The organism is Brevibacterium sp. LE-L (genome assembly GCF_050214925.1).
Taxonomy (GTDB): Bacteria; Actinomycetota; Actinomycetes; order Actinomycetales; family Brevibacteriaceae; genus Brevibacterium.
Genome location: NZ_CP189759.1, coordinates 4,110,125 through 4,126,602 on the forward strand (window position 1 = coordinate 4,110,125; position 16,478 = coordinate 4,126,602).

General features: G+C 61.8%; 17 protein-coding genes. 2 read left to right on the top strand and 15 right to left on the bottom strand.

Annotation, left to right across the window (positions count from 1 at the left end):
• Positions 1-555: 555 nt before the first annotated feature.
• From ACQE2J_RS18500 to ACQE2J_RS18540, 9 genes are all read right to left on the bottom strand, one after another.
• Entirely contained in the window at positions 556-801 is a 246-nt protein-coding gene (locus ACQE2J_RS18500; protein ID WP_426936825.1) for a CoA transferase, read from the bottom strand.
• Between the two features lie 173 nt (positions 802-974).
• Entirely contained in the window at positions 975-1,838 is an 864-nt protein-coding gene (locus ACQE2J_RS18505) for an FAS1-like dehydratase domain-containing protein (RefSeq protein ID WP_426936826.1), read from the bottom strand.
• 67 nt (positions 1,839-1,905) lie between these two features.
• A complete protein-coding gene (locus ACQE2J_RS18510) occupies positions 1,906-2,517 on the bottom strand; it encodes an acyl-CoA dehydrogenase family protein (RefSeq protein WP_426937531.1) in 612 nt (203 codons plus the stop codon).
• Between the two features lie 24 nt (positions 2,518-2,541).
• On the bottom strand, positions 2,542-3,870 hold the full coding sequence (locus tag ACQE2J_RS18515) for an ISL3 family transposase (protein ID WP_092105324.1): 1,329 nt from the start codon (positions 3,868-3,870) through the stop codon (positions 2,542-2,544).
• Entirely contained in the window at positions 3,834-4,526 is a 693-nt protein-coding gene (locus ACQE2J_RS18520) for an acyl-CoA dehydrogenase family protein (protein ID WP_426936827.1), read from the bottom strand. Before ACQE2J_RS18520 ends, ACQE2J_RS18515 begins: the two co-directional genes overlap by 37 nt.
• A gap of 292 nt (positions 4,527-4,818) precedes the next feature.
• On the bottom strand, positions 4,819-5,853 hold the full coding sequence (locus tag ACQE2J_RS18525) for a helix-turn-helix domain-containing protein (protein WP_425119252.1): 1,035 nt from the start codon (positions 5,851-5,853) through the stop codon (positions 4,819-4,821).
• Positions 5,854-5,928: 75 nt separating this feature from the next.
• Positions 5,929-7,110 (bottom strand): serine hydrolase domain-containing protein, encoded by a 1,182-nt coding sequence (locus tag ACQE2J_RS18530; RefSeq protein ID WP_426936828.1) that lies wholly within the window; start codon positions 7,108-7,110, stop codon positions 5,929-5,931.
• 14 nt (positions 7,111-7,124) lie between these two features.
• On the bottom strand, positions 7,125-8,084 hold the full coding sequence (locus tag ACQE2J_RS18535) for an alpha/beta hydrolase (RefSeq protein ID WP_425119249.1): 960 nt from the start codon (positions 8,082-8,084) through the stop codon (positions 7,125-7,127).
• 94 nt (positions 8,085-8,178) lie between these two features.
• Positions 8,179-9,486: an Nramp family divalent metal transporter gene (locus ACQE2J_RS18540; protein WP_425119248.1), complete on the bottom strand. Its 1,308-nt coding sequence runs from the start codon at positions 9,484-9,486 to the stop codon at positions 8,179-8,181.
• Between the two features lie 231 nt (positions 9,487-9,717).
• On the opposite strand from ACQE2J_RS18540, the gene arr reads away from it, so the two are divergent.
• Both arr and ACQE2J_RS18550 read left to right on the top strand, forming a co-directional pair.
• On the top strand, positions 9,718-10,131 hold the full coding sequence (gene arr, locus ACQE2J_RS18545) for an NAD(+)--rifampin ADP-ribosyltransferase (RefSeq protein ID WP_425119246.1): 414 nt from the start codon (positions 9,718-9,720) through the stop codon (positions 10,129-10,131).
• Between the two features lie 143 nt (positions 10,132-10,274).
• The gene (locus tag ACQE2J_RS18550) at positions 10,275-10,838 is read left to right on the top strand and encodes a DUF4352 domain-containing protein (protein WP_425119245.1); all 564 of its coding nucleotides are present in this window, start codon (positions 10,275-10,277) and stop codon (positions 10,836-10,838) included.
• Positions 10,839-10,940: 102 nt separating this feature from the next.
• Here the strand turns inward: ACQE2J_RS18550 and ACQE2J_RS18555 are convergent, their stop codons facing one another.
• From ACQE2J_RS18555 to ACQE2J_RS18580, 6 genes are all read right to left on the bottom strand, one after another.
• Positions 10,941-11,411, bottom strand: a complete 471-nt coding sequence (locus tag ACQE2J_RS18555) for a carboxymuconolactone decarboxylase family protein (RefSeq protein ID WP_425119243.1) — start codon at positions 11,409-11,411, stop codon at positions 10,941-10,943.
• An 8-nt stretch (positions 11,412-11,419) separates the two neighbouring features.
• Positions 11,420-11,794 (bottom strand): GNAT family N-acetyltransferase, encoded by a 375-nt coding sequence (locus tag ACQE2J_RS18560; protein ID WP_425119242.1) that lies wholly within the window; start codon positions 11,792-11,794, stop codon positions 11,420-11,422.
• Between the two features lie 82 nt (positions 11,795-11,876).
• Positions 11,877-12,932 carry a pirin family protein gene (locus ACQE2J_RS18565; RefSeq protein WP_426936829.1) on the bottom strand — a complete coding sequence of 352 codons (1,056 nt, stop codon included), beginning with the start codon at positions 12,930-12,932 and terminating at the stop codon, positions 11,877-11,879.
• A gap of 88 nt (positions 12,933-13,020) precedes the next feature.
• Positions 13,021-14,985, bottom strand: a complete 1,965-nt coding sequence (locus ACQE2J_RS18570; protein ID WP_425119240.1) for a TRAP transporter permease — start codon at positions 14,983-14,985, stop codon at positions 13,021-13,023.
• The gene (locus ACQE2J_RS18575) at positions 14,982-15,437 is read right to left on the bottom strand and encodes a DUF1850 domain-containing protein (protein ID WP_425119239.1); all 456 of its coding nucleotides are present in this window, start codon (positions 15,435-15,437) and stop codon (positions 14,982-14,984) included. The genes ACQE2J_RS18570 and ACQE2J_RS18575 overlap by 4 nt, the downstream gene beginning before the upstream one ends.
• Positions 15,438-15,473: 36 nt before the next feature.
• Positions 15,474-16,463, bottom strand: coding sequence for a TAXI family TRAP transporter solute-binding subunit (locus ACQE2J_RS18580; RefSeq protein WP_425119238.1), 990 nt, complete (start codon positions 16,461-16,463; stop codon positions 15,474-15,476).
• Positions 16,464-16,478: the final 15 nt, after the last annotated feature.

A 16,478-nucleotide genomic window follows, 5' to 3' on the forward strand; every position in this document is an offset into this window, starting at 1 on the left:
CTCCCGAGCATATGATCCGACCGGAAGAACCGCGGAGGTCTTCAGAGTTCTGTGTCATTTCCAGTTTCCGGTCGGATCATGAAAAGGGATCTTCTCACTCACTTTGTCACAATAACGACCGGTCCGCCCTCGAATCATTTTCTCGCAGTCAAGTGCGCTTTCATCATTCGACCCGAGAACTTGCTCAACACCAGGCCACGGGCCATACGCCAAAACGGTCTCCGTATCCTCACCTAGTCTCAGAGCGGAAACTGATGCAGCCGCAGACTAACCGCAACTGCATCGGGATTGCCATCACAGTTCCAACTTTCTGCTGGCCGGTCTGCAGGAACAACGGGTTCCCTTGCCAGCACCTAGGATCAGAGTTCACCAACTCCTTAAGGTCTGGAGCTCTCTCCTTGAAAAACACACGCATGACCGACCGCAACAGCAGTCTCGGCGGCCTAGCGCGCCGCGAACCACAGGTGTGACCCAACTTCAATTTGCTTCCCGAAACTCGAGCCGGCCGTCCTTCGTCGGCCGATCGACGTCTAACAACGGCTCGTTCGTCGCAAGCTACTTAGAAAGCCCCTTCGTCTCGCCCAGCCCGCTCCGTGCAGACTCGTGATCAACGTGCCCACCTCGGCGACGAAATCGGTCACGTTCTTGTTGCGCCTCCTCAGACTTGAAATCAAACGTGGCCGAACGTTTGCCCTGATTCAGAATCGCCCAACAGATGCTCTTGCCGTCGTCACTGATCGGCCACTGGTAGGCATCGGTGTTGCCGCTGAGTGGGTTGATACGAATAACGGCGGCACTCAACTGCTTAAGCCCATCGCCCTAAAGCGCCGCGACAAACCCGGAGACCTCGACAACAGACTAACCGACCAACGCGTACCGGGGAGGGCGGGCACCTTATCGTGGGGCTCACGCAATCGGTCGTGTGCGAAATCTCGTGCTCACGCCAATCAGCTAGCGGCTGGCATCAATGTTTCCTAGTTCTCCTCGCTACTCACAGTCGCTGCGATCGCAACCTTCTCATCAGGGGCAATCGCCTTCAGCTCGTGAACACCGGCGTCGGTTTGCCGACCGACGAGGTGGATCTGTTCTCCGGCGAACAACGGGGATTTCGCGGTGAACCGATAACTGGTCACGGCCGCCTCGGCGTGGGTGGACATGAACGCATCCAGCAGCAGTGTCGCCGTCAACGGGCCATGCGTCACCAAGCCCGAATACCCTTCGACAGCCGTGACATAGGGATAGTCGTAGTGGATGCGGTGGGAGTTGAACGTCAACGCCGAATACCGGAACAGCATCACCTCATTCGGCCTCACCGACTCCGACCAGTCCCAGCCCGCAGGCACCGGCGAATCAGCCCGCGGCGCCTCCGCAGCCGTTCCCGCCGCCGAGGCGGCCTGACGGTAGACGATCGTGTGCCGGTCCGTCGTCGCCAAGACCCCATCCGCAGCAATCTCATGCTTGAGCACCACAAAACACAACGGCCCGGTACTGCCGACCTTCTCCGTCACGGACTCGATCGTAGTCGTCCGCCGAAGCACCTGCCCAGGCAGGATCGGGGCATGGAATGTCAGGTCACTGCCGGCCCACATTCGACGAGGCAACGGCACCGGCGGCATGAATCCGCCAATTTCGACGTGCCCATCGGCGCCGAGCTCGCTCATCGGCACATCGTCTTCGGAGAAGTGCAGCCAGTGCCCGAGAGGAAACAAGGGTGCTTCCTCGTCAATGCCATGGCGGCCGAGCAAAGATGCCAATCGTGCGGCACTCTCCCCCGACGCGACTTCTTCAACCGTCGACGTCCGCCCCACCCAGTCCTGCAGATTGATCGCGTCACTCATCAAAGCGTCCTCCTTCGTGCCTCGTCGCACTCAACAGCCTCGCCACCCCTACGAACTCTGCGTGATCTCAGATCTTATTGCGACCGATGAGCTGCTTGGCGATGACGTTCATCTGGATCTCGTTTGTGCCCTCACCGACGATCATCAGCGGTGCGTCACGATAGTAGCGCTCGACGTCGTACTCGGTGGAATATCCGTAACCGCCATGGACGCGGATGGCGTCGAGAGCCACCTCGGCGGCCATCTCCGAGGCGTAGAGCTTCGCCATTCCGGCCTCCATGTCGACACGCGATCCCGAGTCGTAAGTGCGGGCCGCGTAGAGGACAAGCTGACGAGCAGCCTCGAGCTTCGTGGCCATGGTGGCGAGCTTATTACCCACCGACTGGTGCTTCCAGATCGGCTTGCCCATCGACTCGCGCTCCTGAGAGTACTTCACCGCGTCATCGAGTGCCGCCTGCGCGACGCCGAGCGACCGTGATGCGACCTGGATGCGGCCGATCTCGAGGCCCTTCATCATCTGCTTGAACCCAACACCCTCAGTCTCGCCGAGCAGCTGGGCCTGCGGTTGGCGGAGGTTCTCGAAGTTCAGCTCGCAGGTCTCAACACCCTTGTATCCGAGCTTCGAGAGATCCTGGGAGACGGTGAAGCCCTCATTCTTCTCGACGAGGATGATGGAGATGCCCTTATGTCGGCTCTTCCGGTTTCAGAGTGCGTTGACCCGGGCCGATAGCTGCCCGGAGTGGAGCAGACAGCGCAGCACGTAGTGCTCGAAGTTCCTGAAGCCCAGACCAATGCCCCGCAGATGCTCGAGGCGTCCGTTGATCGCTTCGACCGGCCCATTCGACGCACCTCCACGGTCGAAGAACGCCAGCACCTGAGCCTGCTTCCGCCACAACGTCCTCCCCAGCTGAGCAAGCTCCTCAAGCCCTTTCGGCAGGCCTCTGCGCAGACTCTCGATCACTGCCTGCATGAGACGCCTGCCCGTCTTCCGATCGGGATGCTCGTACGCATCGATGACGTCCTGGTAGACCAGGTACGTCACTTCCAACGCGACGTGGTCATCATGCTCGGCCCACAACCGCTCCAGCCGGTCTGTTGCCCGCTTGTTCAGCAGGGATCGGCGGGTCAGCAGAGTCCGTCGCCCCCGGTACAGGAGATCCTTCTTCCGGCCACGATGTCCATGGATCTGTTGCTGCAAGCGTTGCCTGCAGGCAGTGAGCTTCTGCCCGGCCAGCTGCACGACGTGGAACGGGTCCATCACCGGCGTCGATTCCGGCAGCGACTCCATAGTCGCCGTGTGGTAGCCGGCGAACCCGTCCATCGTGACGACTTCGACTCCGGCACGGAATGCTGGGGAGCGCTCGTTCAGCCATGTGGTCACGACTCTGGCGGAGCGTCCCGCTTTCACATCCAGCAGACGTGCTCGACCGGTTCCGTCGATGAGCGGGGTCAGGTCGACGAAGATCGTCGCGAAAGAGTCTTCGCCTTGTCCGCGCACGTGTTTCCAGCAGTGCTCATCGATGCCCAGGACCCGGACGCCCGACAGATGGTCAGGATCTGCATAGACCAGCGACTTCGCCGCGTTGATGGCCAAGTGGTTGACGAGGTCCCAGCCGAGTCCGAGTGCCTTGCTGATCGCTTGGATGCTCATCTGATCGTGGATGAGGCGTTTGAGGATCCAGGTCGTGGCGCGTTTCGTGGTCTTCGCCCCGGGCTCGGCGGCTTCGAGTGGGTGCTGGAAGATCGAACGCCGGCACTGGGGGTGAACGCACTGATAACGCGGCAGTCGTACGTGCAAACGGGTCGGGTGGCCGGTGATGGGAACGTCTGTCAGGTGACGGATGACGTGATCACGCAGTCGTCCTTCCGCCCCGCAGTCAGGGCAGAATCCCGCCGGTTCTCGTGGTGTGGCTTCGATGACGGTGACGTCGTCATCGGTGATGTGCGCGCCGGTGATGTGGATGCCGAGTTCGAGGGTGCGGCAGATGACATCGGCTACAGGACACGACTGGGCTGAGGAGGTAGATTGCATGGCAGGGCCTTGGGTGTGAGGGATCTTGGAGAATTTCCATCATCACCCAAGGCCCGCCTCTCATTCATCACCGACACACTGGGTGCAGAGACCCTGCTACGCACTCTGAAACCGGAAGAGCCCTTATGTCGCGGTTCGGCATTCGGGTCGGTCTTGCACAGCAGGGCGATGAGGTCGGACTTCCGAGCATTCGTGATCCACGTCTTCGAACCGTTGATGACGTAGTCATCACCGTCTTTGTCCGCATGAGTGCGCATGGCCTGCAGGTCCGAGCCCCCGCCGGGCTCGGTCAATGCCATCGTCGCCCGCAGCTCGCCGGTGGCCATACGCGGCAGGTAGTTGTCCTTCTGCTCGGTCGTGCCGTATTCCTGGATGAGCTTCGCGACGACGGTGTGTCCGCCCATCGCCCCGGCCAGGGACATCCAGCCGCGGGCGAGTTCCTGGGTGATGAGGGCATAGGCTTCGGTCGAGACCTTGCCCATCCCCCAGGGTTCGTCGATCGCGAGCCCGTAGATGCCCATGTCCTTCATCGTCTCGATCCACGATTCGGGGTACTCGTTGGCATGTTCGACTCTGTTGACGGTGGGTTTGACCTGCTCGTCGATGAACTCGGCCACCAGGTCGATCATCATCTGCTCTTCGCTGCTGACTGCCATGCGGGGCTTCCCTCTCCCAGGACGTTGAAGGCGCCGCCTCCCGGCGAGCGCGGAGCGAGGGCTCGCTCGTCTCTGCACATCCCGCACCATCAGCACGGGCGCACGGTCGATCTCGTCGGCGAGCTCTCACCATTAGTTACTGAAATCATAGCAATCGATACTTATTTTTGTAGTTATGAATAACAGTCTTCTCTGCCCGCCGTCCGCGATGGATCCAAATAACCGCCGCCAACCCGGCAACGTGATGACCTGGATCAGCTCCAGCAGTAAGTGTGACCAACGGAAATCAAGTTCAACCCACGGGGCCGGGCAATTCGAGCACTCGGGAATTGCGCAGCCGCCACCGGAGCACGCTGATGCCCAACCTGGTGCGGTTGTAACCCGCAAGAGGGTCGTAGCCGAGGCAGCGTTCGATCTGTTCGGCCCGGCTCTGCACCGTGCTGTGATGGAGACCGAGGTCGCGGGCCGCCTGTCTGATCGTCGGTGCCTCGAGGAGCACACGCACCGTGGACTCCGCCCATGGCGAGTCCATGATCTCGTCGATCCGCGCAGCGTCCGGGTCGGTCGCCTCCGAAGATTCGGCGAGCAATTCGACGAGTCCGCCGAAGTTCTCTGCTCGCACGAGCCCCTCCTCGGGCGGGCGGCTGAGCCGTAGTGCCACCACGGCCGCCCGAAGTGACCGCGGCAGTTCTCCGATCGGCCCGACCGGACCCAGTCCGGCCGGTGACACTGCGATATCCTCGGCGTGGTCAGCCACGATGACCACCTGCAAGGTGCCATGCTCACTGGTGATGACATCCGTGGGGCCGACCGGTCGTGTGTCGAAGACTGCGAACAGCGGAGCCACGAGGACCCGGTATCCGGATCCGGGCATCAGCCCCAGGCGAGCAGCTGCAGCGCTCCGGTCTGCGGTCGTTGCGGCAGAGTCGAGGGCGAGCGCTACGTCCCGGGGTACCTCCAGCTGCTGCCGCTCGAGACCGAACCTTACGCCGATAGCCAGACCGAACCGTTCGAGGATGAGATCGTCGTTCGGCAGGGCAGTACCCTCTCGTTCAAGCCAGACTTCCGATTCGTTCGGCAGTGAGAGCGCAACCACCTCGGCGGGTCGGGCTCCCGGAATCGAGACTCCGCCCGGATCGACTCGCAGCTGTCTGGTCCGATCCCCACTGCAAAAGCCGGCCGGGCAGCCGGCCAGAGCCGCGGCCGCGGAGGCGAGGGCATGCGAATTGACCTCGCCGACCATGAGTTCGTCGAAGCAGGCGATGACGCGCAGGCCGAGACTCGCTTCGGGATCAAGCTTGGCAATCCTGCCGAGCAGCTCTTGCACGTCATCACCTCCTTACTCGCCCGCCGGTCGGTCGACGAGTGCCGACCGAGGTCGTGATTCGCGTCGTAACGCGAATCAGCCTTTCAAAGCATCGTAGACCGCCGTCTCCATCTCGAGGTACCCACCGACGGAATCTGGGTCGGCGAAGGGGAAGATCTGCGTGGCCCAGTACCCGCCGATCCTGTTCTGCCGGTCGAACCAGTAGTAGAGGTTGGCAAGACCTGCCCATGCCGCGGAACCCGCCGGTCGTCCGGTCGGGGCGTCCTCCTCGTTGAGCATGAACGTATACCCCCAGGTCTTCGGCATGCCCGGGAAGAACTCCGCATCATTGGACAGACTCGGAATGACTCCGGGCAGCAGTTTCACCCGAAGATCGCCGAGGTGGTTCTGCGTGGCCAGGTCCACCGTCTCCGGTCGGAGGACGACGGTGCCGTCGTCGGCTGATCCATCATTGAGCCACATCCTGATGAACTTCAGATAGTCATCGACGGTCGAGAAGAGCCCATGACCTCCCATCTCCACCTCGGGGTCGGGCAGCATGAAGTCTGTCGCTGCGAGTTCGCCATCGGTGCGTTGGTGCATCGTCGCCTGGCGCTCTCGCATCGACGGACTCGGCCGGAAGGCACTGTCTTTCATGCCCAACGGGTCGAGGACTCGGGCCTGCATGGCTTCTCCCAGAGTCGACCCGGTGATCCCTTCGATGACTTGGCCGACCCAGTCCATGTTCGACCCGTACTCCCATTGGGTGCCGGGATCGAACAGCAGGGGTGTCTCCAGAGCCTTTCGCGTTGAGGTGACGATGCTCGGCTGACCATGTTCATGGGCGAGACGCTCGTACTTCTCGTTGAAGAAGTCGTAGCCGAAGCCGGCTGTGTGCAGCAGCAGCTGCTTGGTCGTCAGCTCGCTGGCGGGGGCCCGGAGGATCGGCTCTCCACCTTCGTCGAAGCCGTCGATCACCTGCACGTCGTTCAGTCCCGGTGCATATTCTTTCGCCGGTGCGTCAAGGTCAAGCTCACCTGACTCAACCAGCTGCAGTGCCACGGTGCCGGTCAGTGCCTTCGTCGTGGAGAAGATCATGAACACGGAGTCCGTGGTCATCGGCTGCGGATCGTCAAGGGAGCGAACGCCTGCCGCTGTCAGACTGATCGTTTCCCTGTCGGTCGTCACCCCGGCGACGACGCCGGGCACTCCACCGCTTTCGACCGCCTTGGCAGCCACGCGGACAACTGCGTCATTGACAGCTGTGTTCTCGGACATGATGTTCCTTTCGGTCAGTCGGCCAGGAGCTTTTCAATCCAGGCCATTCGGGTGTTGATCATTCCTTGCGCAAGGCGAGTATGGGCGGCGAAGATGTCGAACGCGTGGAAGCCTCCGGGCCAGACGTGCAACTCTGCTTCGCTGCCGTTGTTCCACAGAGCGGATGCATAGGCCACGGCTTCGTCCCGGAAGATCTCGGCCGAGCCCACATCGATGTAGGCGGGTGGAAGACCGGAGAGATCCCCGGCACGCGATGGTGCGATATAGGGAGAGACTTCCTCGGTGCGATAGCCATCGCCGAGCATCGCCTGCCATCCGGTCTCGTTGCTCACTCGGTCCCAGACGCCGACGCCGTCGAACTGCTCGGTCGACGGCGTGATGCCGCGATCGTCGAGCATCGGATAGATGAGCAGCTGGCCTTTGAGCCTCGGCCCTCTCCGATCGCGGGCCGCCAGCGCCATTCCGGCGGCCAGTCCTCCACCGGAGCTGGCTCCGGCGACGATGAGTCGGGCAGGATCGACTCCGAGGGCATCTGAGTTCTCCGCCGTCCACAGGAGCGAAGCGTACATGTCCTCGCGCGCATAGGGGTCTTGAAATTCGGGGGCCAGACGGTATTCCGGACAGATGAGGACCGCACCGATTCGCTCGACCCAGTCGAGGTTGAGACTGAGCGCGCTGAAGCGATCGCCGAACATCAAACCACCGGAGTGGGCGTAGACGATCGTCGGTCGCCGGCCAGTATCACCGGGTCGTCTGAAGACGGATACGGTGATGTCCTCGCCGAGGTGGCCGGGCACCTCATGTTCAGAATGCTCGACCCGACGACCGCTGAGGATCTCGGCAAGCGGCTCCGACGCATAGGAGATCCGCATGAACTCGATGAGCGAGGGGGTGATGGTGGGCGGGAAGACCCCGCCGATGACGGACAGACTCGCGGCGAGCTCCGCGTCGAATCGTGACCGTCGTTGTGTCATGCCACCAAGTATGCCGACCCCGACTCTTCGGCACTACCGCCAGACTGTCGTGCTTTTCGAGAACTCACCCGACAATTGTCGGATGCGGGTATTCCTACCCCACCAACCCCATCACCGACTCCTGCACCTGCAGAGCGGCGAGGAACCCGAACAGCGCCAGGCACACGCCCAGCAGCACGTTCGACCACGGGGTGTTGCGCAGTTCGGCCGGCACCGATGACCGGTTGAGGATGACAAGCAGGGCGAGCGCGAGCACCGGCAGGATGAAGGCACTGATCGCCGCATACACAAGGACGAGGGTCACCGGTTTACCGAGGCTCATGATGACCAGCGTGGCGATCGAGAGGTAGACCAGCGCCCCGCGGAACTCGACCGACTTCGCCGACATCTCGTGCGCCGGTTCGTCCTGATGCGGGTAGCGACGCAGCACGCGGATGCAGTCGGCAGTGACATACGCGATGCCCGAGAACCCGCCGAGCACACTCGTGTACACCACGGCGAGGAAGCTGACGAGGAAGATCATCCGCCCCGTCGCCCCGATTCGCCCGACGAGGTTGTCGGCGATCGCGAAGAGCGCATCGTTGTCAGAGATCGTGAAGCCCTGACCGTAGAGGATGAAGGCGCCGACGGCGCTCATCGCCACGGCGAAGACGAAGACGAGCCCGTAGCTGATGAACAGATCGAGACGCACGACGGGCTTCCAGTCAGGAGTGCGCCAGGCCTTCTCCCGAATCCAGAACGAGTAGGCGAGGATGCCCGTCGCTCCCCCGACCCCGCCGATGAGCGACATCACCGTGATGATCGAGGTGTTCGGGAACGTCGGCACGACCGTCGCCACCGCGACCTCTTGAGCGTCCTGCCCCTGGAATATGGAGATCGCCAACGCCAGGATTCCGAAGAACATGATGATGCCGAATCCCATCATCGCCTTTTCCACGATCCCGTAGCGGCCGATGCCCACGAGCACCGCCGCCGAGGCGAGGACGACGATCGCGGTCGGCCAGAACGGCAGGACCGGGAAGATCGCCTGCAGGATGTTCGTCGTCACCGCGACGACGCCGGCCCCAAAGAAGAGCCCGACGAGCAGCTCGGCGATGAGGAAGAGCGCCGGAAAAGTCCGCCCGCCGAACCCGGTGAGGTGGGACAGCAGCGACCGGTCACCGCTCATCTGCATGCGAGCGACCGCCTCGGAGAGGACGAACTTGAGGATGATGCCGACCGTGAAGACCCAGATGAGCGCCAGTCCGTACTCGGCACCGGAGTTCATCGTCGTGATCATGTCCGAAGCACCGACGCTGGCCAAGGCCAAGACGATGCCCGGCCCGATCAGTCGGAGGCGTCCGGTCAGTGACTTCGGCGCCGAGGCGGCGTTATCCGTCTGCGACGTCATATCGGCGGACATAGGCGGGGTGGGCTCCTTCACGTGGGTACGTCGACGACGCCACCGGAATCGTTCACTCGGGGCATCGTTCGCTCAGGAGAGTATGGCCGAGGTTGCCGCATCCCGGGACAGAAGTCTCAACACCCGGGAAGCACCTTTGTCGCAACGCTCATCATCAACCGCTTGCTCAAGGCCCATTCTAGTCGCCGATTCTGAAGGAGATCCGCAGTCTTCGCGCGTATATTCGACGCCATGACCGGAACACTCGATGACGGACCGTTCTTCCACGGCACGCGTGCCGCCCTCCAACCCGGTGACCTGCTCACCGCAGGATACGCGTCAAACTACCGGCCAGAAGTGACGATGAACCACATCTACTTCACCTCACTTGTCGACGGGGCGGGGCTCGCCGCCGAGGTGGCCGCGCTGAACTCCGGATCACCGCACGTCTACGAGGTCGAGCCCCTCGGCGAGTTCGTCGATGACCCGAACGTCATGGACAAGAAGTTCCCGGGCAACCCCACCCGCTCTTACCGCAGCACCGGACCGCTGCGAATCGTCCGTGAGGTCCCCGAATGGAAGCGGCTGAGTCCGCAGGAACTGCAGATGTGGCGCGAGCGGCTCGCCGCGATCCGCGAGGACGACGACAAAGAGATCATCAACTGACTATCTTCAGTGCTTGCTCCCGACCTAGATACTGCTGATGCGATCTACTTTTAGAAAACATACGCAACCGTGGCAACAAGACGTTATGAATCTGTTAACAGATTCGTCAGCCTGCACATTTTGTTGAAAATACAATAACTAACATGAAGAAGTTTGCACTCGGGCTGAGCCTGATCGGAGCCCTTACCCTAACGGCCTGCGGAAGCGAAGAACCTGAGCCTCGCGAAACCGTCACAGTCACAGCGCAACCCGAGGCAGCTCAGTTTCAAGACGGAGAATTCGAAGACGGAGAACCGGGCGAGGTTCCAATCCAATCCGGTTCGGTGGAAGTCAACTTCGGCGAGGAACTCAAGGTTGAGGACCTCGTGGTGGCGGCTCGAATCAATGAAACGAAGACTCTCGATGAGACCGGGACGGAGCCCGGAGTCAAGGTTCACATTCTCGAGATCATGATCGAGAACAATGGAGACAGCATTTTCAATGCCGACAGCAGCACCCTTGACTCAATCACTACTGACAAAGGATCGGCTGAGCAGGTATTTGACGGCAGCCAGGACGAACCCTTCTTCGGCCAGATCGGACGCGGACAGAAAGCAACAGTGAGGCTGCTCATCAAGATGCCGAAGGGCGCTAGCACCGCGACAGCCACCTATACCGTGGGGTCCTCGGATGACTACTTCACGGTGCATTTCACTGGAGAAATCTGACCCTCAGAAACGCGCCTGCACCCCGACTGCATCGGGTAGAGCACAGATCACTGCCGGAGGCTGCGGCCACCGGCCCGTACGCCCGCCGGTCTCCGCAGAGTCTCAGCCCTGCTTGGCTCCGAACACCGGGTGGTCACTGGCGATCGAGATGCGGTTGAACGCGTTGATGAGGATGACCGACCACTCGATCGCCGAGATCTGCTCCGTCGTCAGGTGCTGAGCTACCTCGGCGGCGATCGCATCACGGTCGGCGGTCTTGTCGAGCACGGTCAGGGATTCGGCCAGGGTGAGCGCGGCAAACTCCTCATCGCTGAAGATCTCGGCCTCATGCCAGCTGGGCAGCACGTCGAGCTTGAGCTGGTCGACCCCGGCCTTCCTGGCGGCCGGAGCATGAATGCTCAGGCACGTCCGGCAGCCGTTGATCTGCGAGACCCGCGTGTTGACGAGTTCGATCAGCCCGTCATCCAGTCCTGCCGCCCGTGAGGCCTGCCGCGAGGAAGCGGCCGCCTGGGCCAGCGCTTTGTAGTTCTCCGGGTGGATCTTGTCGATGAACGGTCGACTTGCGTTGCCCATACCCTCACTCACGCCTGTCGCTTGACGATGTCGAGATCGGCACCGGTGGCACTGCGGTGCTTCCCGCCCTGCGCCGCATAGTCGTCGCCGGTCTCCTGCAGCTTCTTGACGAAGAGCGGACAGACCGGAACCACCGTGACCCCGCGTTCACGGGAATCATCGAGCGCCTCGGCGACGAGGATCTTCGACAGTCCGCGACCGCCGAACTCCTCGTCGACGACGGTGTGGTAGAAGATGCGTTCGATCTCGGCCTCGGGACCGGGCAGGAAATGCGCACGCCCGGCAACCGTGCCGTCGGCGACGGCGATGTCGTAGGACCGGCCAGTCTCATTGAAGGTGACGGCCACCTCGGCGCCGGTCTTGTCCTGGAATGACTTCGACATGGTGAGAGCTCCTTAGGATGCTGATGCGGACACGGCTTTCACCGTGTAGGACAGATCTCGGTGCGGACTTATTCCCCGGCGATCAATCCTCTGGCCCGCCCTGAACCTGGGGCGGGGGGTTCCTCCGTGCGTTGATCGTCACGGCGGGCAGCGTCGGGGCGGGCAGTCGCCCCATGCCTTCGGCGTTCTGACCGGGCCCGCCCTTGCCGACATAGCCTTCGACCGTGCCGAAGCGGTCGCCCTCGGCCTGCCACTCCTCACGGTATGCGGCGATCTCCTCATGAGTGCGGCCCACGAAGTTCCACCACATGACGATCTCCTCGGTGAACGGTTCGCCGCCGATGAGGAGGAGCCTGGCGGGTTCGTCGCTGCGGTTGGCGATGCGCAGCTCATCGACGCCGAGGCCCGTGTAGCCGATCGCGGCGGCCGGCAGGTCGACATTTTCTAAGGCGATGTCCCCGGAGTCGACGAGGAGACCGTGTTCGAAGCCCGGATCGACGGGCAGGTCGATGCTCGCCCCGGCATCGAGGCGGATCTCGGCACCGAGCAGCGGCGAATGCGTGTGCACCGGTGAAGCAGTTCCCCACAGGCTGCCGAGGAAGACGAGCATCCCACCGCCATCGAAGGCCACCGGTTCGGGCTCATAGTGCTCGAACTCGCGTTCCGGTTGGTGCCGCGAGGACTCGGGCAGGGCGAGCCACAGCTGCACTCCGTGGAGGATCGTTGTCTCGTCGGTCGAAACCTCCGAATGGCAGATTCCGGCCCCAGCGGTCATGAGGTTGACCTCGCCGGGCAGGACGAGGCCGACGTTGCCGCCGGAATCGATGTGCTCGATGGCGCCCTCGAACAGCCAGCTCACGGTCTGCAGACCGGTGTGCGGGTGCGGTGCGACATCCATGCCGCCGGTGACCGAAACATCGGCCGGGCCGTAATGGTCGACGAAGCACCAGGGGCCGATGAGGGAGCGCTGACGCTGCGGCAGAGTCCGGCGCACGGTCATCGCCCGCGGCCCGCCCAGCGGCACGTCGCGGGAGGTGATGATCTCGACTGGGGAACGTCCCTGCTGGTCACACGCGGGGCCGGGCAGGCCGCCGGCCTTGCAGACAACCTGTTGCGGACGGGTCTCCACGTTGCTCATGGCCTCATCGTAGTCGTCTTCCATAAGTGCGGGGAGGGGCGATCGCACGTGGCCGATCAGTCGACAAGGCACCGTTGACCGCTCGGCTTCAGATCTCCCGCCAGGCAAGCTTGCCTTGGCTTTTGGCCATCATCATCGCGACGATCAACGCGAATACGGCCAGTCCCGCGCCGACGATATCGAGCAGATAGTTCGGTGTCACCAGGCCGATCGCGCCCACAACGACGACCAGACGCAGCCAGATGGGCAACGGTACAAGGAAATGTCCTTCAGCCGCGACCGCCATGAGAACGACACCGATGAGCAGGATGGTCGTGGCACGAACGGTGTCCCAAGCCGTGCCGCTCAGCATCAGCAGCTCGGGCTGATAGACGAACACGAACGGAACAATGATCCCGCCCAGGGCCAGGCGCATTGCCAGGAAGCCGGTCCGCATCGGGCTCCCTCCAGACAGGCCAGCAGCGGCAAAGGCCGCGAGGGCGACAGGAGGAGTGATGTTGGCGAAGAGCCCGAAGTAGAAGACGAACAGGTGCGCAGCCAGAGGTGGCACGTCGAGCTGCACCAGTGCGGGTGCCGCCATAGTAGCCACGATGATGTAGGCAGGTATGCTCGGAAGTCCCATTCCCAGAATGATGCAGGCGACAGCTGTCATCAGCAGCGTCGGCAGAAGGAAGCCCCCACCGATAGTCACGATGGTTCCAGCCAGTTTGACCCCGAACCCGGTCTGGGTGGCGACACCGACGATGATTCCGACGCATGCACATGCGACCGCTACCGAGACAGCCGTCGTCGCTCCGTCCCGAAGAGCCAAGACGATGTCTTTGAGTGACATCCTGGTGGTCTTGCGAACCATGGCCGCCATGATCGTGACAAAGATCGTCGTCACTGCCGCGAACAGAATCGTCGTTCCAGAGAAGAAGAGCATGTAGAGCAGGAACAGCAGTGGAAGCAACAGATGACCGCGCTCCTTCATCACTTCCATCACAGCAGGCAGGTTCTCCCGACTGATGCCGCGCAGACCCTGGTTGGTCGCGCGCAGGTGGACTTGGATGAGGATCGCGAGATAGTAGAGGACCGCGGGAATGATCGCGATGAGCACGATTTCGGTATAGGGAACCCCGAGCGTCTCGGCCATGATGAATGCGGCGGCACCCATAATCGGAGGCATGATCTGCCCACCGACCGAGGCTGCCGATTCGACTGCTCCGGCGAAGTTTCGGTGGTAACCGACCCGCTTCATCATCGGAATTGTGAAGGCACCGGTCGTTACGACATTGGCAATCGCCGACCCATTGATCGAGCCGAGGAATCCCGAGGCCAAGACAGCGACTTTCGCCGGACCACCACGCGACTGCCCTGCCAGCGCAAGGGCGATGTCGTTGAAAAACTGGCCCATTCCCGACTTCTGGAGAACGGCGCCGAAGAGAATGAAAAGAAAGATGTAGGTTGACGACACCCCGATTGCAGTCGAAAAGATGCCCTCGGTCGACTCATACATGAAGGTGACGATCCGGTCGAGGTCGTAACCGCGGTGACGGAACAAACCGGGCATCGACCGCCCGTAGTAGTCATAGAAGATGAAAATGATGGCCAAAATCGGCAACAGAGGCCCGGTGACTCGTCGAGCCGCCTCCAGCACGAGCACCAGACAGATGACAGAAAAGATGATGTCGATGGTGTCGAAGCGACCGCCGCTGACTGCGAGCTTCTGAAAGGCGATGCCCAGATAGACGGCGATGGAGATAGATCCGGCGATGAACAGCCAGTCGAACCAAGGCGGGGTCTTGCGTTGCTCGCCGATTCGAAATCGTTGCAGGGCGAAGCAGAGCACGAGGATCGCACCGACGTGTATTCCGCGGTGCACAAGCGTCGGAGGACCACCGAAGAGAGCGTAATAGATCTGGTAGAGCGAAAGCCCCACCGCGAAGATCGTCAGCGGAGTGCCCCAACGTGTCGACCAGACCTCGCGCGTCCGGGACTCTCGATCGTATTTCTCAATCGTTTCGGGAGACGCCTCAGCAGGAAGCTCTTCGTGGCGCTGATCGTTCGTCATGGCATTGGTTCTCCGATCACAATCATTTCCACATGAATGTGGTGGTCGATGGCCTGAGTGGGCAGGACCAGCTGGTCATTGAGATAGATTCGGTGATGGACCCGATGCGAATGGATCCAGCGCACGGCAGAAAAATGTTCGTTCATCCCTGAAAGTCTGATCATGTCTCCGACGATCTCGGTCCGCGGCGCCTCGAACGGCGCCCCGGCTCCCATGAGCGCAAGTTCGGTTCTTTCGAGGACGAGTTCATTGCCGACAGCGCGGTAGTACTCCCACCACGGGGTCTTGTCGACAGAATGCATCCAGGTCATGGCGACCTCGTCATGTTCGGTGATCGGAACAGACCGGAACACCGTTCGGCCTGCGGCCTGCTCGCGAATGACCAGGCGTGCCGGAGACGGACCGGACACCGCTGCAGGAACAACGATGCCCAGCCCCACAGCTGTCGACAAAGTGACAGCGGACCGACGTGTCAGGGACCTGATCTGTCAACCCTGTTCGTCAAAATACTTCTTCGCTCCGGAGGCGAACTCTCCGACCGCGACGTCCTGGGCGTTCTCCACCGTGATGTCCTTGGCCGCATTGTGTGAGCCCTGAATCGTGTCGAGGTTGTCGAACAGAGTCTTGGTGATGTCATAGACCGCATCGTCGCTGAGCGACGGGCTGACGACGAGTAGATTCGGGATCGTCAGCGTCGCAGCCTTTTCGTTGTCACCGTATGTTCCGGCGGGAACTTCGCCCTCACCGAAGTAGTCATGCTCAGACAGAAGCTTGTCGCGTCCGTCTCCGTCGAATGGAATAATCTTGACCTTGTCGCTCGTGGCCAGGTCGGTCACCGCCGAGTTCGGCAGTCCGCTGGTGACGAATGCTGCGTCCAGCTGGCCATTGCGCATCTGATCGATGGCTTCGGCATATGGCAGGTAGTCCGGCTTGAAGTCGTCGTAGCTGAGATCGTAGGCATCGACGACAGTGCGGGCGTTGAGTTCCACACCGGAATTCTGGTCTCCGACGGAGACCGCCTTGCCCTTGATATCTTCGACGGATTCGATGCCCGACCCCTCGACGGTGATGAGCTGCACGTACTGGTCGTAGAGGTTCGCGACAACCGGCAGCGAATCGATTTTCTTACCCTCGAACGCACCTTCGCCCTTCAGCGCCTGGTCCACGGCGTCACCTTGAGTGAATGCCAGTTCCGCTCCGCCGTCCTGAATCAGAGTGAGGTTCTCGACCGAGGCTCCGGTTGACTGAACCGAAGTATCGGCGCCGAGTTCATCCGCCAACAGTTCGGACATCGTCGCACCGACCTGGTAGTAGACGCCCGACGAACCGCCCGTGGCGATAGTGATGAAGTCGGCGCTCTCCTCACCTTCTTCACTGCCTCTGCCGCCACCGCCACCACACGCGGACGTGATCAGAGCCAATGCCGCTACACCAGCGGCAACGGTAAACAGTTTGGACCGACGAATGGTATTCCTCATGGTGTTCTCCTTTGA